The sequence below is a fragment of the Providencia sp. PROV208 genome (genome assembly GCF_028479465.1).
Lineage (GTDB): Bacteria > Pseudomonadota > Gammaproteobacteria > Enterobacterales > Enterobacteriaceae > Providencia > Providencia alcalifaciens.
Window position 1 is genome coordinate 35328 of sequence record NZ_JAMPNS010000003.1, and the last position, 20009, is coordinate 55336.

General features: G+C 42.2%; 19 protein-coding genes. 5 read left to right on the forward strand and 14 right to left on the reverse strand.

Annotated elements, in window-relative coordinates:
• Positions 1-31 precede the first annotated feature (31 nt).
• Positions 32-496 (reverse strand): xanthine phosphoribosyltransferase, encoded by a 465-nt coding sequence (gpt, locus tag PR766_RS01955; RefSeq protein ID WP_006662626.1) that lies wholly within the window; start codon positions 494-496, stop codon positions 32-34.
• A 319-nt stretch (positions 497-815) separates the two neighbouring features.
• On the opposite strand from gpt, the gene pepD reads away from it, so the two are divergent.
• A complete protein-coding gene (gene pepD, locus PR766_RS01960) occupies positions 816-2276 on the forward strand; it encodes a beta-Ala-His dipeptidase (RefSeq protein WP_036962628.1) in 1461 nt (486 codons plus the stop codon).
• Positions 2277-2347: 71 nt separating this feature from the next.
• On the opposite strand, the gene dinB is transcribed toward pepD, so the two are convergent.
• Positions 2348-3403: a DNA polymerase IV gene (dinB, locus tag PR766_RS01965; protein ID WP_036962630.1), complete on the reverse strand. Its 1056-nt coding sequence runs from the start codon at positions 3401-3403 to the stop codon at positions 2348-2350.
• Positions 3404-3636: 233 nt separating this feature from the next.
• Here dinB and PR766_RS01970 point away from each other — a divergent pair, with 233 nt between their 5' ends.
• Positions 3637-4533 carry a glycerophosphodiester phosphodiesterase family protein gene (locus PR766_RS01970; protein WP_154636360.1) on the forward strand — a complete coding sequence of 299 codons (897 nt, stop codon included), beginning with the start codon at positions 3637-3639 and terminating at the stop codon, positions 4531-4533.
• Positions 4534-4757: 224 nt separating this feature from the next.
• Entirely contained in the window at positions 4758-5123 is a 366-nt protein-coding gene (locus PR766_RS01975) for a hypothetical protein (protein WP_036962634.1), read from the forward strand.
• A gap of 69 nt (positions 5124-5192) precedes the next feature.
• On the opposite strand, the gene nqrM is transcribed toward PR766_RS01975, so the two are convergent.
• The 8 genes from nqrM to PR766_RS02015 form a co-directional block, all read right to left on the reverse strand.
• Positions 5193-5420: a (Na+)-NQR maturation NqrM gene (gene nqrM, locus PR766_RS01980; protein WP_006657399.1), complete on the reverse strand. Its 228-nt coding sequence runs from the start codon at positions 5418-5420 to the stop codon at positions 5193-5195.
• Between the two features lie 15 nt (positions 5421-5435).
• The gene (locus PR766_RS01985) at positions 5436-6467 is read right to left on the reverse strand and encodes an FAD:protein FMN transferase (protein WP_006657398.1); all 1032 of its coding nucleotides are present in this window, start codon (positions 6465-6467) and stop codon (positions 5436-5438) included.
• Positions 6468-6697: 230 nt separating this feature from the next.
• Positions 6698-7924 carry an NADH:ubiquinone reductase (Na(+)-transporting) subunit F gene (nqrF, locus tag PR766_RS01990; protein ID WP_006657397.1) on the reverse strand — a complete coding sequence of 409 codons (1227 nt, stop codon included), beginning with the start codon at positions 7922-7924 and terminating at the stop codon, positions 6698-6700.
• 15 nt (positions 7925-7939) lie between these two features.
• Complete coding sequence (nqrE, locus tag PR766_RS01995) at positions 7940-8536, reverse strand: NADH:ubiquinone reductase (Na(+)-transporting) subunit E (RefSeq protein WP_006657396.1); 597 nt, start codon at positions 8534-8536, stop codon at positions 7940-7942.
• 4 nt (positions 8537-8540) lie between these two features.
• A complete protein-coding gene (locus PR766_RS02000) occupies positions 8541-9170 on the reverse strand; it encodes an NADH:ubiquinone reductase (Na(+)-transporting) subunit D (protein ID WP_006657395.1) in 630 nt (209 codons plus the stop codon).
• Positions 9163-9957 carry a Na(+)-translocating NADH-quinone reductase subunit C gene (locus tag PR766_RS02005; protein ID WP_006657394.1) on the reverse strand — a complete coding sequence of 265 codons (795 nt, stop codon included), beginning with the start codon at positions 9955-9957 and terminating at the stop codon, positions 9163-9165. The genes PR766_RS02000 and PR766_RS02005 overlap by 8 nt, the downstream gene beginning before the upstream one ends.
• Positions 9950-11188, reverse strand: coding sequence for an NADH:ubiquinone reductase (Na(+)-transporting) subunit B (locus PR766_RS02010; RefSeq protein ID WP_036962636.1), 1239 nt, complete (start codon positions 11186-11188; stop codon positions 9950-9952). Before PR766_RS02010 ends, PR766_RS02005 begins: the two co-directional genes overlap by 8 nt.
• Positions 11189-11192: 4 nt before the next feature.
• A complete protein-coding gene (locus PR766_RS02015; RefSeq protein WP_154636359.1) occupies positions 11193-12536 on the reverse strand; it encodes a Na(+)-translocating NADH-quinone reductase subunit A in 1344 nt (447 codons plus the stop codon).
• Positions 12537-12951: 415 nt separating this feature from the next.
• Between PR766_RS02015 and PR766_RS02020 the strand changes: the two genes are divergently transcribed.
• Positions 12952-13689: a L,D-transpeptidase family protein gene (locus tag PR766_RS02020; protein WP_154636358.1), complete on the forward strand. Its 738-nt coding sequence runs from the start codon at positions 12952-12954 to the stop codon at positions 13687-13689.
• Here the strand turns inward: PR766_RS02020 and PR766_RS02025 are convergent.
• Together PR766_RS02025 and lpcA are read right to left on the reverse strand one after the other, a co-directional pair.
• The gene (locus PR766_RS02025; RefSeq protein WP_006657390.1) at positions 13660-14427 is read right to left on the reverse strand and encodes a class II glutamine amidotransferase; all 768 of its coding nucleotides are present in this window, start codon (positions 14425-14427) and stop codon (positions 13660-13662) included. The two genes, PR766_RS02020 and PR766_RS02025, sit on opposite strands and share 30 nt — an antisense overlap.
• Before the next feature lie 26 nt (positions 14428-14453).
• Positions 14454-15032: a D-sedoheptulose 7-phosphate isomerase gene (gene lpcA / locus PR766_RS02030; RefSeq protein WP_006662632.1), complete on the reverse strand. Its 579-nt coding sequence runs from the start codon at positions 15030-15032 to the stop codon at positions 14454-14456.
• A gap of 338 nt (positions 15033-15370) precedes the next feature.
• Between lpcA and fadE the strand changes: the two genes are divergently transcribed.
• Complete coding sequence (gene fadE / locus PR766_RS02035; RefSeq protein WP_006662633.1) at positions 15371-17836, forward strand: acyl-CoA dehydrogenase FadE; 2466 nt, start codon at positions 15371-15373, stop codon at positions 17834-17836.
• A 118-nt stretch (positions 17837-17954) separates the two neighbouring features.
• Here the strand turns inward: fadE and PR766_RS02040 are convergent, their stop codons facing one another.
• Positions 17955-18401, reverse strand: a complete 447-nt coding sequence (locus PR766_RS02040; RefSeq protein ID WP_230086835.1) for a sel1 repeat family protein — start codon at positions 18399-18401, stop codon at positions 17955-17957.
• Between the two features lie 337 nt (positions 18402-18738).
• Positions 18739-19998 (reverse strand): diaminopimelate decarboxylase, encoded by a 1260-nt coding sequence (gene lysA / locus PR766_RS02045; protein WP_154636357.1) that lies wholly within the window; start codon positions 19996-19998, stop codon positions 18739-18741.
• Positions 19999-20009: the final 11 nt, after the last annotated feature.

Below are 20009 nucleotides of genomic sequence, written 5' to 3' on the forward strand. Positions count from 1 at the left end.
TAACCCAATAGACTTATTTATCTTGTTCACACTATTTATCTTGTTCACACAAGGGATCAATAAACACAACGCCCATATCCCAAGGCTGTTCAATCCAAGTGTTTTGAGGGATATCAACAACATAGTCATCAACTAATGGACGACCAGCTGGTTTTGCAAAGATAGTGACAAAGTGTGCTTTTGGATACATATCGCGGATCGCTTTCGCTGTACCGCCAGTGTCCACTAAATCGTCAATCACGATAAAGCCTTCGCCATCGCCTTCAGCACGTTTAATCACGTTGAGTTCACGCTGATTATCGTGGTCGTAGCTAGAGATACAAACGGTATCAACATGACGAATACCCAGCTCACGCGCTAACAGTGCAGCAGGAACTAGACCACCGCGACTAACGGCAATAATACCAGTCCATTGTTTTGCTGGTAATAAACGTTGTGCGAGTTTACGGGCATGTATTTGCAACATATCCCACGTTACGACATATTTTTCGCTCATAAAATTCGGGTCCCGAAGGTGAGTAAAACAGAAATGTGTCTTGCGGAAAAAAGGTTGCGCGAGATTATAGTGATTTGGCGCAGGAAAAACCAGCGAAACCATCCCACTAAATGAATAATTCTTATTAACGCTCTCCATTATTCGATGTAAAGTGTTATGCTGAATCAATACATAAAACCGCTTAAAACTTGAGTTATTACACTTAAGTACAATCTTAAATTAAGTGGTGAACGCCGTCAGTCGATTGTTTTGGGTGTGAGCCAATCTCTAGCTTGAAATATGACGGGAAGATTACGATAAAAGTACCAAGGAGAAGAACGTGTCACAATTATCAACGCTAAAACCACAACCACTGTGGGATATTTTCGCAAAAATCTGCTCCATTCCGCATCCATCAAAACACGAAGAAGCTTTAGCCGCTCACATCATGGAATGGTCTAAAGGAAAAGGTTTTCACGTTGAACGCGACCAAGTTGGTAATATTTTAATCCGTAAACCAGCAACTGCGGGTTATGAAAACCGCAAACCTGTCGTACTGCAAGCTCACTTAGATATGGTGCCGCAAAAAAATAACGACACAGAGCACGATTTCACGAAAGACCCTATCCGTCCTTATATTAATGGTGAGTGGGTAACCGCGGAAGGCACAACATTAGGTGCAGATAACGGTATTGGTATGGCATCTGCATTAGCTGTATTAGCTGATGAAAGTGTTGAACACGGTCCATTAGAAGTCTTGCTGACTATGACCGAAGAAACAGGTATGGATGGCGCTTTCGGCTTACAACCAAACTGGTTACAAGCAGATATTCTGATCAACACAGACTCAGAAGAAGAAGGCGAAATTTACATGGGTTGTGCTGGCGGTATTGATTTCACCGCGACCTTTGATTTAACTCGCGAAGCATTACCGCAAGGTTATAAAACCTTTATTATGACTCTGAAAGGTCTAAAAGGTGGTCACTCTGGTGGTGACATACACTTAGGTTTAGGTAATGCAAACAAATTATTAGCTCGTTTCTTAGCGGGTCATGCTGAAGATTTAGGCTTAAAACTGTTGGAATTCACAGGCGGTACCCTGCGTAATGCAATTCCACGCGAAGGTCATGCAACCATTGCAGTACCTGCCGACAAAGTCGCTGAACTCACTGCATTAAGAGCACGCTATGAAGGCATTCTGAAAAATGAACTCGCGGCTGTTGAACCTAATTTAGTCTTACTGTTAGATGAAACGTCAAGTGACCTAAAAGCGCTGACAGATGATTGCCAACAACGTTTAGTTTTCTTCCTGAACGCGGCACCAAGCGGCGTAATCCGTATGAGCGATGTCGTGAAAGGCGTTGTTGAGACTTCATTGAATGAAGGCGTTGTCAACATGACAGAAGACAAAGCCGAAGTGATCTTCTTAATCCGCTCACTAATCGACTCTGGTAAAAACTACGTTGTGAACATGCTGACTTCACTGACTAAACTGGCGAAAGCTCAATACCGTGCTGAAGGTGGATATCCAGGTTGGCAGCCAGATGCAGACTCACCAGTCATGCATATTGTTAGCGACACTTACCAAAAACTGTTTGGTAAAATTCCAAATATCATGGTTATCCATGCGGGTCTTGAATGCGGTCTGTTCAAAAAACCTTACCCATTAATGGACATGGTATCAATTGGACCAACGATTCGCGGTGCTCACTCACCAGATGAACGCGTTCATATCGAAAGCGTAGGTCAATACTGGACATTATTAACCGCTATCTTGAAAGCGATTCCAGTTAAAAACTAATTCAACATTGGATTATCAATGTTATAAATATCAGGGTCATAAGCTACGGTTTATGACCCTATGTTTTTACTCTATAAAAATAATGAAAGCTGCCTTTCAATTTGTGGATTTTGCAACGTCACATGTAACCCAACCAATCTGACACCGCGCCCTGCTCTACGATTTTCCCAAGCCTGTTTTGCTAGCTGAATTAAGTCCTGTTTATTTATCGTCGGATAGACATGTTCTTGTGTAGTTTGTTGGAAATCATCAAATTTTAGCTTCACGCCTTGGCGAGCAATACGTAAATCCGGCTTTACTTTCTCTAAACGAAAATGCAGTTCATCGTACAGCGTATCAAGTAACGGCAAGCAATCCTCCCATTGATGAATATCTTTCGCTAGCGTACGCTCAACCCCGACTGACTTACGTAAACGCTCAGGATTCACCGCTCGTTCATCAATACCATGGCAACGCTCCCACAGCGCCTGACCAAATTTCCCCATGCTTTTTATCAGTGCCAACATGTCATATTTCTGCACATCTGCACAGGTCAGCAACCCCATATCTGCGAGCTTTTGCGCCGTCACCTTACCGACACCAGGAATTTTTTTTAATGGAAGGGAGGCAACAAATGTGGGCAGTTCTTGCGGAGTGATCACAAACTGCCCATTGGGTTTATTCATATCAGACGCAATTTTTGCGAGAAATTTAATCGGTGCAATACCCGCAGAAGCCGTTAACTGTAACTCATCGAAAATTTGCTGGCGGATAGCCTCTGCAATTAATGTGGCTGAACCATGAAGTTGCTGGCAATCCGTAACATCTAAGTAAGCTTCATCCAGAGAGAGCGGCTCAATAAGATCCGTATAGCGAGCGAATATTTGCCGAATATGGTTAGACACATCCTTATAGACAGCCATACGACCGGGGACCACCTTAAGGTGAGGACAAAGCTTTAATGCCAGAGCTGTCGACATCGCACTGTGCACCCCATAACGCCTCGCTTCATAATTCGCGGTGCTCAACACACCACGTCTGTCCGCACTACCTCCGACTGCAAGAGGAACATTACGTAAACTCGGGTCGTCACGCATTTCTATCGCTGCAAAAAAGCAATCCATATCAATATGAATAATTTTACGCATGATAGACGCTCCAACCAATGATTACTGAATAAATATACAGTTGTTTTATTAGCCACGCAACTTATTCATCTGATTGAAACGTATTTCTGAGACACTGTAAAAGCACGAAAAAACGGAAAGTTACTCCTAATTCATAGGCAAACTACTTACAACACAGCCTGAAAATATTAAAACAACCATTCAATTAACTTCATGTTAGTGCATTGAATTTACTATCATTATGGATTATACAAATGCAAATTATATCAACATCAGTCTTCAAAAAGTCTGTCGCGATAGGCTTACTACTTTTGGCTAGTCAATCCGCTTTCTCCTTAACACCACATATTGTTGCACACCGTGCAGGTACGGCTGATGCACCAGAAAACACCCTTTATGCCATTGAGCAAGCTAAAAGCAATAAGGTTGATGCGATTTGGCTCACTGTGCAGCTCAGTAAAGACAACCAATTAGTCCTTTACCGCCCGAGTGACTTAGACGCGTTAACCGATAAAAGTGGATTCATTTCAGGTTACACCGCAAATCAGTTAAACCAAATCAATGCGGCTTACAAATTTAATCAGAAACACAATCAACAATTGCCTGCGACACAGACCACCATCGTGACGCTAGAAGAGGTGTTAAAAAAATACCCTGATACCGTTTTTTATATCGATTTAAAATCGCCTGATGCAGATCCGAATAATCAAGCTCTCGCTATTCTGGCATTACTAAACAAAACCAATGCATTTAGCCAAGTTCGCTTTTATTCCACCAATGATGCTTTTTTGAAAGCCCTGAAACCACTTTCAACTCAATTACAGTTATTTGAAAGCCGCGATGAAACACGCACTATGCTGGCAAATAGTGTCATGGACCACAAATGTTCTATTGAGAATGACAAATCTACCACGCGCTGGTACGGCTTTGAATTACGTCGCAAAGTTGAAATTGTTGAGAAATACACGCTTGGGGAAGCTCGCTCCCCTGCCACCTTATCGTGGGATAAAGAAGCCATCGACTGTTTTAGAAAAAATGGCAACGCCTATATCATCGTGTTTGGTGTCAATAATCAAGATGACTACCAATTTGCTAAAGAAATTGGCGTGGATGCAGTGATGGTCGATTCACCAAAAGCCTTCAAAAAATAACATTAAAACTATTAGGCTACTTTTATTCAATAGCCTCTCATTTAATTTAAGTAGCTTATCTTTATTATAAATGTCCCTCATATTTCATTTCTTTTCATTAATACATGATATTAAATATTAATTACATTTCAATACGATACTGCCAAACTCATTTTGAGGAAAATTTGAATCCTCAACATCTAGCTACAATGTCATACCAAATAAAAACATGAGCAAGAGGTAATATGTCTATTTCAAAAGGCACGATATCAATTGAAAACAAATGGAATGAAACTATCAAGAAAGTTGAAATAATTTATAAAAGTAACGAGAGTGAATATGATAATGCCTTTGTCACATACAATTTATCTAATAATAAAACTCTCAATGATATATTTAACATCTCGTATTCCTCGACAGGGAAAAGTGAATGGATTGGAAACATAACGACGAGTGACGGTATAAAATGGAGTAGCGGCGATTTCCTAACGTGTAATGCAAATAAAGCTGAATATAGTCATATCATGATCAGCTTCGATGGGAATAAAAAAGAAATGCACGTTTCTTATCCTAGATTTAATTCATGCGCAAAAAAAATGAACCCAATTTAATTTCAATTAAAAATAAAAAACCTTAGCCATCAATCAATGACTAAGGTTTGTATTTATTACAGTTTAAAATCACAAAATGCGGTTTTTCTCTAACATTTTTTTGCGGGCTTCTTCACGCGCCATGCGCTTTTTACGTGCATCACATGGTTCGGGACAGTCACACACTTTTTCTACCCCGATACTACTCAAACCGCCACAGCTACCTTGGATACTTTTACGCTTGATGATATACCCAAGAGACATACCTAAAAATGCCAACAAAAATAAAGCAAAGGCTGCAAGAAAAACATTCAACATTTCGTTTTCCTCCTTTTACTGTTTTTTCTGTAAAAATGGTTCGAATGCTTTAGTGTAACGCTCTTCGAAACCTTTATCTGTCTTAATAATCATAAAAACAGGCACATTCATTTTTTCTGCTAAGGCTAAACCTGCTTCTGGTCCCATCACATTTAACCCTGTCGATAAACCATCCGCTGTCATACAGTCTTCGGCTAATACTGTGATTGAAACTAAATTATGGGAAATAGGCTTACCTGTTTTTGGATCGATGGTATGAGAAAAATGCACGCCATTTTGTTCAAAATAGTTACGATAATCCCCCGAAGTGGCAATCGATAAATCACCAGGTTCAATGATCTCTTGTGCCGTTTGGCTCACACCGTCAGTTGCCGGTTTTTCAATCGCAATACGCCACGGTGCATCTTTTCCATTTTTCCCTTTGGTACGGACTTCACCACCAATATCAACCATATAATCATTGATATTGATGGACTCCAAATATTCAGCAACCACATCAACGCCATACCCTTTAGCGATAGAGGATAAATCAACATACAGTTCAGGGATTGTCTTAATTAGGTTATTACCTTGAACAGAGAGTTTATCGATACCGATCCATGCACGGCGCTTTTCTAACTCTTCGTCAGTAGGTGCTTTAGTCACTCGACCTTCAGGCCCAAACCCCCACAAATTAACCAGCGGTCCGACTGTGACGTCTAAACTACCATCAGTAAGCTTGTTTATTTCAATTGCCTTGCTGACGACCTTTGCTGTCGCCGCTGACACTGGGAATGGTTCATTCACCTCATTGGATTGATTAAAACGACTTAATTCAGAGCCAGGGCGATAGGTTGACATTTGGTCGTTGACCTCTTCCAAGCGTTTGTCAATTTCAGCTTGAATAGCTTCTGAAGAAGGCTCTGATGAGTCTGTCACGAACTTAACAGAATAATAGGTTCCCATGGTTTGCCCCTGAAGGTTCTTTTGTTCAGGTCCACCACATGCGGCAAGAAGGAGCGTCGCTGCGAATAGCAGCACTGGAGTCAATACTTTTCTGTTTAGCATAAAAATTTCTCAGCGTTAATTGTAAGCGCCCACTAGAGAAAGAGTAGGTGCTGAGACGTCTAACAAACTCAACATTCACAAATCTAGAGAATACTCACGTTTAAAATAGGAGCGCCTATTCGGCGCTCCCTAGTTTACAACCAAAAAGAGGAAAAAAATCCTTTTTTCCTCTTTTTAGTCAATAAGCGCCCAGTATTTTGGGCGCTTAACCGATAATTTAAAGCAACTAATCAGCCACCAAAATCATCCAGCAAGATATTTTCGTCCTCAACACCAAGGTCTTTTAACATCTTGATGACTGCAGCGTTCATCACTGGAGGTCCACACATGTAGAACTCACAATCTTCTGGTGCAGGATGATCTTTGAGGTAGTTTTCATACAAGACATTATGAATAAATCCTGTGTAACCGTCCCAATTATCTTCTGGCAAAGCGTCAGAAAGTGCAACATTCCATGTAAAGTTGTCATGTTCCGCAGCTAATTGATCAAAATCCTCTGTATAGAACATTTCACGTTTCGAACGTGCACCATACCAGAAACTGATCTTACGCTTAGTATCTAAACGACGTAATTGGTCAAAAATGTGGGAGCGCATAGGCGCCATACCCGCACCACCGCCGATAAAGATCATCTCAGCATCCGTTTCTTTCGCAAAGAACTCACCAAATGGTCCAGAGATAGTGACTTTATCACCTGGTTTCAATGACCAGATGTAAGATGACATAATACCTGGCGGTACATCTGGATTACGCGGAGGTGGCGTTGCAATACGCACGTTCAGCATAATAATACCGCGCTCTTCTGGATAGTTTGCCATTGAGTAAGCACGTACAGTTTGCTCTTTGACATCAGAAACATAGCGGAACAGATTAAATTTATCCCAATCTTCACGATACTCTTCAGGAACATCGAAGTCTGAGTACTTCACAACATGAGGCGGACATTCAATTTGAATATAGCCGCCAGCACGGAAGGGAACCACTTCACCGTTTGGAATTTTTAACTTCAGCTCTTTAATGAAAGTTGCTTTGTTATCATTAGAAATAACTTCGCATTCCCATTTTTTCACGCCGAAAATTTCTTCTGGCAATTCAATTTTCAGGTCTTGTTTTACGTTAACCTGACACGCTAAACGGCAACCTTCTTTCGCTTCACGCTTGTTGATATGAGATAACTCAGTTGGCAGAATGTCTCCACCACCCTCTTTGATTTTCACGCGACACTGACCACATGAACCACCGCCGCCACAGGCAGAAGAAACAAAGATACCTTGGTTAGCTAACATACCTAACAGCTTGTCACCTGCTGGAGCATCGAAACTCTTATCAGGATCACCGTTAACTTCAATTTTAATGTTCCCTGTATTGACTAACTTGGACTTTGCAAACAGGATTAAACCTGTCAGCGCCAAGACAATCAGGGTGAACATAACTACGCCTAGAATAATAATATCCATGAATTCTTCTCGCCTTTATAGCTGCACACCGGAGAAGGACATAAAGCCCAATGCCATCAAACCGGTCGTAACAAAGGTGATGCCTAACCCTTTTAGACCCGCAGGAATATCTGAATACTTCATTTTTTCACGAATCGCTGCCATTAAGACAATCGCTAACATCCAACCAATACCAGAACCAAAGCCATACACGATGGATTCAGTAAAGTTGTAGTCACGCTGAGCCATGAAAGAAACACCACCAAAAATTGCGCAGTTTACGGTGATCAACGGCAAGAAGATCCCTAACGCGTTATACAATGATGGGAAGTAACGATCTAAAATCATTTCCAGAATTTGAACCAATGCCGCGATGACACCGATAAAGGTAATGAAGTTCAGGAAGGATAGGTCCACGCCTTCAACTAACGCACCGTCACGTAAAACCAAGTTGTACACTAAGTTATTCGCTGGAACGGAGATACCAAGTACCACCGTTACTGCAATACCCAGCCCAAAGGCAGTTTTTACGTTCTTCGATACTGCAAGGAATGTACACATCCCTAAGAAGAAAGCTAACGCCATGTTTTCGATGAAAATGGCTTTTACAAACAAGCTAATATAATGTTCCATGCTCTTAATCCTTCTCTATCTGAGCTGGTTTCAGAGTCCGTAGACCCCAAATCAGCATACCGATGATAAAGAATGCACTTGGCGCTAACAGGAATAAGCCATTTGGCATGTACCAACCACCATTTTGCAGTGATTCAAATACCGTGATACCAAACAGTTTTCCGGAACCAAAGAGCTCGCGAAGGAAGCCAACCAGAACCAGAATCACACCGTAACCAAGACCGTTACCGATACCATCCATAAAACTTTCGATTGGCGGCGCTTTCATTGCATACGCTTCAGCACGCCCCATCACGATACAGTTGGTGATAATCAAGCCAACAAATACCGAAAGTTGTTTCGAAATTTCATAGGCATAGGCACGTAAAATTTGGTCAACCACAATCACTAATGAAGCGATAATGGCCATTTGAACAATAATACGAACACTGCTCGGTATATAATTTCTAATTAATGAGATAAAAAAGTTAGAGAATGCGGTAACTAACGTTACTGCAATAGTCATAACCAGTGCAGTTTCCAGTTTTGTGGTAACCGCTAATGCAGAGCACACACCCAAAACCTGTAATGCAATCGGGTTATTATCAAACAAAGGTCCAAGTAGGACGCGTTTTACTTCTTTTGAATCAGCCATTATTCAGCGCTCCTTCACGAACTTTTTTCAGGAACGGACCAAAACCGTTATCACCCAACCAAAAATCAAACATATGTTGGATACCGTTTGACGTCAGCGTTGCACCTGAAAGACCATCGATACCATATGGGCTATCGGTGGCACCACCACGCACGATCTTGATTGCAGGTACACCCTGCTCATTGAACAGTTTTTTACCTGGCCACTGTGCTTTCCATTGAGGGTTGTCAACTTCACCACCCAGACCCGGTGTTTCACCATGTGCATAGTAAGTAATACCACGCGAGGTTACGCCATCAATATCCACCGCAATAAAGGCATACATCACCGACCATAAACCAGAGCCGTAAACTGGCAGAATCACTTGAGTGACTTTCCCTTGTTCATCTTTAACCAGATAAATTTCGGCACTATTGGCACGACGACGAATCTTGGCAATATCTTCTGCGGGTGAAAGTGCGATGCTGCTCTCTTCGCTACGCAGCTCGCTATTTAAATCATAACGACTGACGCTGTCAGATAACTCATTCGTTTTGAAGTTCAGTAGCTTCGGTTCAATACGTTCGCCATACACTTTTTGAATTTCTTCTGCGCTCATTTTTGGTTGCAGCAGACCTGCAACACTCAAAATATTACGCTGAGTATCTAGCATTATTTGTTCTTGCTGCTGAGGTTTCAGACCAACCGCAGCACCGGCAACAACGACGGAACACACTAAGCAGAGAATGAAAACGACGAGAAATGTTCTGCCGACGCCATCTTTATTTACTGGTTTATCATTAGCCACGGGCTTTTCTCCGTTTAATATTTGCTTGAACGACCATATAGTCAAACAGAGGAGCAAACAGGTTGGCGAACAGGATTGCAAGCATCATCCCTTCAGGATATGCAGGGTTCACAACCCGAACAAGTACGCACATTACGCCGATCAAAATCCCATAAGCCCACTTGCCTTTATCAGTAAAGGAGGCAGAAACCGGGTCTGTCGCCATAAAGATCATACCGAAGGCAAAGCCACCTAAGACCATATGCCACCACCATGGCATTGCAAACAGTGGATTGGTGTCTGAACCGATAAAGTTAAACAGGTAGGACATCGCAATCATACCCAGCATCACACCTGCCACGATGCGCCAAGAGGCGATACGGAAGAAGATGATAAATGCACCACCAATGAAGATCATCAAGGTAGAAACTTCACCAATTGAACCAGGCATATTCCCTAAGAAAGCTTGCATCCAAGTGATTGGCTCGCCAGTCACTGTGTTCACCAGTGAACTCGCACCACCAGTCGCCCATTGGGACAGAGGCGTTGCACCAGAAAAACCATCCGCAGCAGTCCAGACTAAATCACCTGAAATTTGTGCAGGATAAGCAAAGAAGAGGAATGCACGACCCGCTAGCGCAGGGTTAAGGAAGTTACGACCTGTACCACCGAAAATCTCTTTTGCGACAACCACACCGAAGGTGATACCGAGCGCCGCTTGCCATAATGGAATGGTAGGCGGAACAATCAGCGCAAATAAGATTGATGAAATGAAGAAGCCTTCGTTGATTTCATGACCACGGATCATGGCAAACAACACTTCCCAGAAACCACCAACCAAAAAGACCACTAAGTAAATTGGTAGGAAGTAAACAGCCCCTAGCAGCATTTTGCTGCCCCAGCCAGCATCAGGTGTTAACGATGCACCTAATAACTGCGCAAGAGAATAATGCCAATCACTCGCTAAAACCTGCTGTAGTTCAGCGCCACTGTACAAATGATGCAGCGCGGGAATCGCTTGGTTACCGACGTTATACATACCCCAGAACATCGCTGGGAAAACCGCAAGCCAGACTAAAATCATCATGCGCTTGAGGTCGATAGTATCGCGTACGTGTGAGCGACCTTTTGTTACTGTGCCCGGCGTATAGAAGACTGTTACAACCGCTTCATACAATGGATAGAATTTTGCTAATTTTCCACCGGGTTCAAATTGGTGCTCATATTTTTCAAATAAATTTTTCAGACCCATGGAATTACCCTTCTAGCTCAATCTTGGTCAGAACATCACGCAGTACTGGACCATATTCATACTTAGCTGGACACACATAGGTGCACAGACCCAAGTCTTCTTCATCGAGTTCCAGACAACCCAGTTCCTGAGACGTATCGGTATCACCCGCAAGTAAATCACGCAGTAAGTGAGTGATCATAATGTCGAGTGGCATCACGCGTTCATAGTTACCAATTGGCACCATTGAACGCTCACCGCCGTTCATCGTCGTCGTGAAATTAAAGCGTTTGTTCTTCAGAAAATGTCCGATGGTGGTACGCGTAATCGTGAATTTATTCACACCAGGCATAATCCATCCAAATAACTCTTTATCGCGACCTTCCGCTAAAACAGAGATTTGATTATGGAAACGACCGAGGTAGTGATGAGCATCATCACAGGTCACCCCCCACAATACAGAGCCGGAAATTAAACGGTTTTCACCTGTTTTAAGTTGACCTTTAGTCAGTTCGTAGATATCTGCGCCAAGACGGGTACGCAACAAGCGAGGTTTCTCAACTTGTGGACCTGCAACAGAAACAACGCGGTCAGTATAAAGGTGACCCGTGGTAAATAATTTACCGATAGCAATCACATCTTGGTAATTAAGGCTCCACACTTTTCTACGAATGCTAACAGGCTCAAGGAAATGAATGTGAGTCCCTGCCAGACCCGCTGGGTGCGGTCCTGAAAATTGGGTATATGTGATTTGCGTATTAGCAGCTTGCTTTGGCAATTCGCCTGCACCATGACAAACATGCACCTTGCCTTCCGTGAGTCGGCTCAAAACGATGAGACCGTCATTAAAGGCTTGCGCATTTTCACCAATGATAATAGAAGGATCAGCAGCAAGAGGATTTGTATCAATTGCAGTCACAAAAATCGCTACTGGGGATGAACCTGGCTCTGGAGAACGACTAAATGGGCGCGTTCTTAAAGCAGTCCATAAACCGGATCTTAAAAGATTTTGTTCAACCTGCTCTTTCGTCAGTGATGGAAGTTGCTCTGTGGAATAAGACTCGAAAGTCTCTTGTTCGTCACCATCAACTTCGATAACAACGGACTGAAGTACACGACGCTCACCGCGGTGTATGGCAATAATCTTGCCACCAGCTGGGCTAGTAAATACCACGCCAGGATTCTTTTTATCTTCAAAAAGAATCTGCCCTTTTTTTACACGCTCACCTTCTTTAACCAGCATCGAAGGACGCATTCCGACATATTCTTCACCTAGCACTGCTACGTGTTGAATTTTCGGGCCGTCTTCTATCACTTGGGCTGGCTCACCTGCGATGGGAAGGTTAAGGCCTTTTTTAATTTTAATCATAAGATCTGCACAAGTTTATCAGTTAAACCCTAAGCTAACGATTCAGCAATGAATGATAGCGACTCAATAATAAAAATAACTCAAGTTGCTTTCGCTGCTTGAGTCAGTAAATCTAACAATATTGCTACACTTTATCTTCTTCTGCCGACGTCAATTTTATCAGTTCCCTCGCCCTCTGTCCGGTTATAGAAGTGACCTAGTTCAAGCAAATCGCAATAAAATTTAAAATATTGTTGTAACAACTCGTAAAAACCTACATATTGGCTCACATTTATCGAGTGTCGACTAATTTCTAATCAATAATGATTCATTAGAAAATTATTAACTTGATATATTAAATTTTGTTCCATTCGTCTAAAATATGTTGAATTTGGTCCATTTTTAATCAGGTTATTTTTCATTATTCGGCTTAATTATGCATATAAGTAAAACTATCGGTGTATATTTACTCATCACATTTGCATGTTCTTCTTATGCACAAAAAGAAGATGTATTATTATCCCTTAATAATAAGCCAGCAACTCAGCCTGATTCATCGATATTTATTCAAATATTTAAGCAAGAAGGCGTGCTTGAGCTCTACCAAAAAACGGCTGTAGGAAAGTATAAATTAGTCAAAACCTACCCTATTTGTAAGTTTTCTGGCGGACTGGGTCCCAAAAAGATGGAAGGTGACTTAAAAAGTCCAGAGGGCTTTTATCAAATTACACACTCACAGCTCAATCCGAATAGTCGATATTACCGATCTATTAATCTTGGCTTTCCTAATGAATTTGATAAAACGCAGGGATACTCAGGCAACTATCTGATGATACATGGTAGCTGTGTCTCTGTCGGGTGCTATGCAATGACAGATAAGTCCATGGGTGAGATTTATCAAATCGTGGAACAAGCACTTCAAAATGGTCAACCCGCCATTGATGTCAGCATTTATCCATTCCGAATGACAAAAATGAACATGCTGCGCTACCGCAACTCGGCGCATTACGCCTTTTGGAAACAACTTCAACCCGCTTATGACTATTTTGAGCGAACTGGCAACCCTGCTGAAATATCAGTAACATTAGGTAAATATCATGTTAACAGCATGCCAGAAACACCCTCTAAGTTATTGGGATCTAAGTCACAGTATGCGTTGACCACGGTGGAATAGCACAAATTCACCGGGTTCGATTTTTTGCCACGTCTCATTACCTGTTAGTGGTGCCGTGGCAATCACCGAAACAATATCACTTGGCGTTGTGCATTGTTGGAAATCAATCTCGATGTCTTGATCCAGTAATTTTGCTTTACCAAATGGCGCTCTTCGGGTAATCCAATGCAATTTAGTCGAACTAAATGCCATCAAATACTGCCCATCAGACAGCAGCATATTGAAAACACCTTTTTCACGCAGTTGCTGCGCTAAAGTACCAATAAAACGAAAAACAGCTTGCCAATTTCTTGGTTTTCTTGGGTATTTCTGATTCAATTGATGCAAAATCCAACAAAATGCCCATTCACTGTCCGTCTCCCCAATTGGGCGATAGTGACCTGTTTTTAATGATCGAAAACCTTTCAATTGACCGTTATGCGCATAAGTCCAATTTCGCCCCCATAATTCCCGCGTAAACGGATGGGTATTAACCAGAGACACATCCCCTCGGTTCGCTTGACGAATATGCGCAACAATACTTTCTGACTTTATCGGGTATTCTTGCACAAAGCGTGCGACAGGAGAGACAAAACTGGGTTGAGGATCTTTAAATGTGCGACAGCCTAAACCTTCGTAAAAAGTGATCCCCCACCCATCTTTGTGTGGGCCTGTTTGTCCACCTCGGGAAATCAGCCCACTTAGGCTAAACGTAATATCTGTTGGTACATTGGCACTCATGCCAAGCAACTCGCACATTTAAAGTCTCCTAGAACTAAAAATGGTTATTTCACCATCTCTTTTTCAATTAACTGAATCAAAATATGGATCACTTTGATGTGAATCTCTTGAATGCGATCTGCATAACCAAAGTGTGGAACGCGAATCTCTACATCTGCGCTTCCCGCCATTTTTCCACCATCTTTCCCAGTCAGGGTAATCACTTTCATGCCTTTCGCACGAGCAGCTTCAATGGCTTTGATAATGTTGCCAGAATTACCTGATGTTGAAATACCCAGCAGAACATCGCCTTTTTGCCCGACTGCTTCAACAAAGCGAGAGAATACAAACTCATAACCAAAATCGTTACTTACACAAGATAAATGGCTAACATCAGAAATGGCAATTGCAGGGTAACCTGGGCGGTTTTCACGGTAACGCCCCGTCAACTCTTCAGCAAAATGCATCGCATCACAGTGGGAGCCACCGTTGCCGCAAGAAATAACTTTACCACCAGCTTTGAAAGAATCTGCCAGCAATACCGCAGCTTTCTCAATCGCTTGCAGATTAGCATCATCACTTAAAAATTTTGATAATGTATCTGCTGCTTCATTCAGCTCACCACGGATCAAGTCTTGGTACATGAGTTTCCCCTTAATTTTCACGAATTCTTGATGGAGATAATTACCCTTTTATAGGTAATTTATCTTTGATTTACCGATTGTTGCACAGGGTACATTTTGTTTCTACTGCTGATTGTATCGTATGGGGTATCGTTGGCGAAATCTCCATCAGTGCGCTTTTCTCTATCGACTTATCAACCTCGTTAAATTTCCCAATATTGTTTCTTCTCAAAACTAACTGATGATTTTGTGAGCCAAGTTGTAATTAAGATGTAAACACCTTGCTAATTGTTTATTACCGGATATAGATTAATAAAACAAACAGGTCAGACCTCTTACAAGTAGACAGGAGTTTCACTATGATCCTTCTCAGTATTGTTTTATTTATTGCGTTAATCGGCGTGTTGAGCTACCACAAAAGCTCTCTCGTTCTGAGCACAATTGTATTACTTGCTTACACTGCAGCAATGGGTGCAGCCAATATTTGGAGCTATTGGATGCTACTCCCAGTCGCTCTTGTTTTACTCCCATTTGTCATCACACCAATTCGTCAATCTCTCTTTTCATCAAAAGCGATGGCAATGTTCCAAAAAGTAATGCCACCCATGTCTCGCACTGAAAAAGAAGCGATTGATGCAGGAACTACTTGGTGGGAAGGTGACCTATTTCGCGGCGCACCAAATTGGAACAAGCTTCACAACTACCCAAAACCGCAATTAACCGCTGAAGAACAAGCGTTTATTGATGGTCCAGTAGAAACAGTTTGCGGCATGGTGAATGACTTTGAAGTCACTCATGAACTCGCTGATTTACCGCCAGAAGTTTGGCAATATCTGCGTGACCACCGTTTCTTCGCCATGATCATCAAAAAAGAGTATGGCGGATTAGAGTTCTCTGCTTACGCACAATCTCAAGTTTTACAAAAGTTGGCAGGGGTATCCGGTATTCTCGCTATCACTGTCGGCGTACCGAACTCTTTAGGTCCTGGTGAATTACTGCAACATTATGGGACTGATGAGCAGAAAAAACGTTATTTACCAGGCTTAGCTACTGGTGAAGAGATCCCATGCTTTGCACTAACAAGCCCAGAAGCAGGTTCAGATGCAGGTGCTATCCCTGATGCAGGTGTTGTCTGCATGGGCGAATGGCAAGGTGAGCAAGTTTTAGGGATGCGCTTAACATGGAACAAGCGTTACATCACCCTAGCACCTATTGCGACAGTATTAGGGCTCGCCTTTAAATTAACGGATCCCGATAAGTTACTGGGTGGAGAGAAAAATCTCGGTATCACCTGTGCCTTGATCCCAACAAACACGCCAGGCGTCGAAATTGGTCATCGCCATTTCCCTCTGAACGTACCCTTCATGAATGGTCCAACCCGCGGTAAAGATATTTTCGTTCCTATCGATTACATTATCGGTGGTCCACAAATGGCGGGGCAAGGTTGGAGAATGCTAGTGGAGTGTCTGTCTGTTGGACGCGGTATCACCCTGCCATCTAACTCTACAGGCAGCCTGAAGAGCGTGGCAATGGCAACAGGTGCTTATGCCTACATTCGCCGCCAATTCAAACTTCCTATCGGGAAAATGGAAGGTATCGAAGAACCGTTAGCACGCATTGCTGGTAACGCTTACCTGATGGATGCGGCAGCAACATTAATTACTTCCGGTATCATGTTAGGCGAGAAACCCGCGGTACTTTCAGCCATTGTTAAATATCACTGTACCCACCGAGGTCAACGCTCCATTATTGATGCGATGGACATCACTGGTGGTAAAGGTATCTGTTTAGGTGACTCTAACTTCGTCGCCAGATCATACCAAGGTGCCCCAATCGCGATTACGGTAGAAGGGGCGAATATTCTCACTCGCAGTATGATCATCTTTGGACAAGGTGCAATTCGTTGCCATCCATATGTTCTCGAAGAGATGGCTGCGGCTCAAGATAACAACCTGCACAAATTTGATAAAGCGGTATTCGGTCATATTGGTCATGTGATCAGTAACAAATGCCGTAGTTTCTGGCTAGGTTTAACCAATGGTCGTGGCAGCAGCACACCAACCAAAGATGAAACCCGCCGTTACTATCAAATGCTTAACCGTCATAGTGCTAACTTAGCCCTACTCTCTGATGTTTCCATGGGTGTTTTAGGTGGCAGTTTAAAACGTCGTGAGCGCATATCTGCACGTCTTGGTGACATTCTGAGCCATCTGTACCTCGCATCAGCTACGTTAAAACGTTATGAAGATGAAGGCCGTCAAAAAGCCGATTTACCTCTGGTGAGATGGGCGGTTGAAGATTGTCTGTATCAATCTGAAAAAGCGATGGATGATTTACTGAAGAACTTCCCGAATCGCTTTATCGCAGGTGCATTACGCATAGTGTTGTTCCCGACAGGTCGTGCCATGTCAATGCCATCCGATAGACTGGATCACAAGCTGGCACAATTGATTATGGAACCATCTGAAACGCGCGATAGAATTGGACGTGGACAGTTCTTAACACCGGTTGCCAATAACCCTCACGGTTTAGTAAACCAAGCGCTCTATGACATTATTGCCGCAGAGCCAATTTTCGAACGTATCTGCCGCTTAAAAGAGCGTAAATTCAGCTTCACGCGTTTGGATAAGTTAGCTGATCAAATGTTGCCAGAAAACATTATCACCCAAGAAGAAGCCGACATTTTACGTAAAGCCGAAGCCAGCCGCTTACGTACGATTAATGTCGACGAATTTGATTTCGACGATTTAGGTGTGATTCCATCAAAAAAGCCACACACTGAGTCAGAGGATGAATCTCAGTCGAAAAAGAAAAAAGCGGCATAATTAATCTAACGCGCTAAAAATTGTCACCGTACTAAAAACAACAAGGGAGCCAATGGCTCCCTTGTTAATTTTGGTTAGTAGTTCGTCATGCATGATATATTTTCCTTTAATTGTAAGACTAACGTGATAACTCCATTGTATCTTTAAGGTTTTTTAGGCAAATCTTCCCACCTTTTTTGGCCCCCAAATCAAAATAATATTTCATTTTCTCAATATCCTTCCCTTCACCATCATCATTAAAATAATAAATATAACCAATATATTCACAGGCTAAATCACTGTCTTTACCTCCTTTATTAATAACTTTCTCTAAATATTTAATAGCGTTTTTTCTACTTACTGAAAAGCCAATACCACGATGATGTAAAACAGCCATTTCATATAATGCGAGGCTATTATCTGGATTTTGATCTATGGATTTATTTAAATAGTCGATAGCTCTAAGGCATCTCTTAGTCGGTTCAACATTATTTAAATCAACAAAGTTACAGTTTGAACTAATATAGAAAAGATGAAAAAGTAACAAGCTACTATTTGAGTCACCTTTACTTGACTGTAATCTCAAATAGTTATAATCAATTTGTGTTCTGGGAGGAGGAGTGTTAGATAATAATTTGGGGTCATATTGTCTATACTCATTAGAGTAACTAAAAGAAAGTATGCTTTTGTCGCTAAATCAGTATGTTCCTTATCATTAGAATGACAGCCTTGAATAATTAATAACGTTAAAAATAGAATTAATTTCATCTCTTCGCCGAATATGTGAATAAAAGAGGTTAAACCTTACATTTATTTATAAAATAGAAAATCCCCTAAATGAGTTATTTAAATCATAAAAAAGACCCTGCTAGCAGAGTCTTTTATCGATATTAAAAAGCCAATATTAAGTATTCAAAATTAATTTACAGTTCTAAGGCTAGTAACTCTTGAATAGTTTGACGACGACGAATTAATGTAGGCTTACCGTCAACGAACAACACTTCTGGCAGCAATGGGCGGCTATTATAGTTAGAAGACATCGATGCACCATAAGCTCCAGTATCATGAAATACTAAATAATCGCCAACTTTTACATCTGGCAATAAGCGCGTTTCCACCATTCCACCTTCTAGCTGAGTAAATACATCACCCGACTCGCAAAGTGGTCCTGCAATAATTGTTTCTTTTAATGGCTGATGGCCAACGCTGCTGCCGTCTGCTGGCAATACCGAAATATGGTGATAACTGCCATACATCGCAGGGCGCATTAAATCATTAAAACCGCTATCAACTAACACATAGTGGCGGCTACCCATATCCTTAACCGCGCGCACTTGTGCCAGTAAAACACCCGACTCTGCAACTAAATAGCGCCCCGGTTCAATTTCTAATTCAATGTGATGACCTAGATGCTGCTCAATACGCTGGCGAGCGTTATCCCACAAGCTGTAATAATGTTGAACATCAATGATTTCATCATGCTCACGATAAGGCGTTGATAAACCACCACCCGCCGAAATAGCCTCAATATCCACGCCCGCAGACATCACCAGCTCCACCATAGAATCACACACATTGGCAAGATGCTGGTAGTCAACACCGGAGCCAATGTGCATGTGAATGCCCACTAACTTTAGGTTGTACTGCTGGATTTTCGCTAATGCTTCCGGTAAATCTTGATGCCAAATTCCGTGCTTGCTGTTCTCTCCACCCGTATTAGTTTTTTGGCTATGACCATGCCCAAAACCCGGATTAATACGCAGCCAAACGGGGTGGCCGGCTTTATGCTCACCAATCTGTTGCAGCATATCGATAGAGCCCACATTCACCGGAATATCTAACTCTGTCACTTTCAGCAACGTAGCTGGATCGAGCACATCCGCCGTAAACACGATTTCCGATTTTTCACGACCCGGCTGAAAGCCCGCCACTAATGCACGCTCAATTTCACCCAATGACACCGAATCCACTTTCACGCCCTGCTCACGCATCAAACGCAAAATATGAATGTTGGAACAAGCTTTTTGAGCAAAACGGACGGTATCGAACACTTTTAATTGCCCAATACGGTCAATAATCACTTCACTATCATACACCCAGACTGGCGTACCAAACTGCGCAGGCAGTGTACGTAAATGTTCAGGGGTTAAATACTGGCTGGTGGTGTTGGCGAATGTGGTCATCGGAACCTCGT

Excerpts from the sequence above, each read along its gene's own strand:
- PR766_RS01975 (WP_036962634.1), top strand. The coding sequence starts at position 4,758 with ATGTCTATTTCAAAAGGCACGATATCAATTGAAAACAAATGGAATGAA.
- lpcA (WP_006662632.1), bottom strand. The coding sequence starts at position 15,032 with ATGTACCAAGACTTGATCCGTGGTGAGCTGAATGAAGCAGCAGATACA.
- PR766_RS01970 (WP_154636360.1), top strand. The coding sequence starts at position 3,637 with ATGCAAATTATATCAACATCAGTCTTCAAAAAGTCTGTCGCGATAGGC.
- PR766_RS02020 (WP_154636358.1), top strand. The coding sequence starts at position 12,952 with ATGCATATAAGTAAAACTATCGGTGTATATTTACTCATCACATTTGCA.
- nqrM (WP_006657399.1), bottom strand. The coding sequence starts at position 5,420 with ATGTTGAATGTTTTTCTTGCAGCCTTTGCTTTATTTTTGTTGGCATTT.
- fadE (WP_006662633.1), top strand. The coding sequence starts at position 15,371 with ATGATCCTTCTCAGTATTGTTTTATTTATTGCGTTAATCGGCGTGTTG.
- dinB (WP_036962630.1), bottom strand. The coding sequence starts at position 3,403 with ATGCGTAAAATTATTCATATTGATATGGATTGCTTTTTTGCAGCGATA.
- nqrF (WP_006657397.1), bottom strand. The coding sequence starts at position 7,924 with ATGGATATTATTATTCTAGGCGTAGTTATGTTCACCCTGATTGTCTTG.
- nqrE (WP_006657396.1), bottom strand. The coding sequence starts at position 8,536 with ATGGAACATTATATTAGCTTGTTTGTAAAAGCCATTTTCATCGAAAAC.
- PR766_RS02010 (WP_036962636.1), bottom strand. The coding sequence starts at position 11,188 with ATGGGTCTGAAAAATTTATTTGAAAAATATGAGCACCAATTTGAACCC.
- PR766_RS02025 (WP_006657390.1), bottom strand. The coding sequence starts at position 14,427 with ATGTGCGAGTTGCTTGGCATGAGTGCCAATGTACCAACAGATATTACG.
- PR766_RS02000 (WP_006657395.1), bottom strand. The coding sequence starts at position 9,170 with ATGGCTGATTCAAAAGAAGTAAAACGCGTCCTACTTGGACCTTTGTTT.
- PR766_RS02015 (WP_154636359.1), bottom strand. The coding sequence starts at position 12,536 with ATGATTAAAATTAAAAAAGGCCTTAACCTTCCCATCGCAGGTGAGCCA.
- PR766_RS01985 (WP_006657398.1), bottom strand. The coding sequence starts at position 6,467 with ATGCTAAACAGAAAAGTATTGACTCCAGTGCTGCTATTCGCAGCGACG.
- lysA (WP_154636357.1), bottom strand. The coding sequence starts at position 19,998 with ATGACCACATTCGCCAACACCACCAGCCAGTATTTAACCCCTGAACAT.
- gpt (WP_006662626.1), bottom strand. The coding sequence starts at position 496 with ATGAGCGAAAAATATGTCGTAACGTGGGATATGTTGCAAATACATGCC.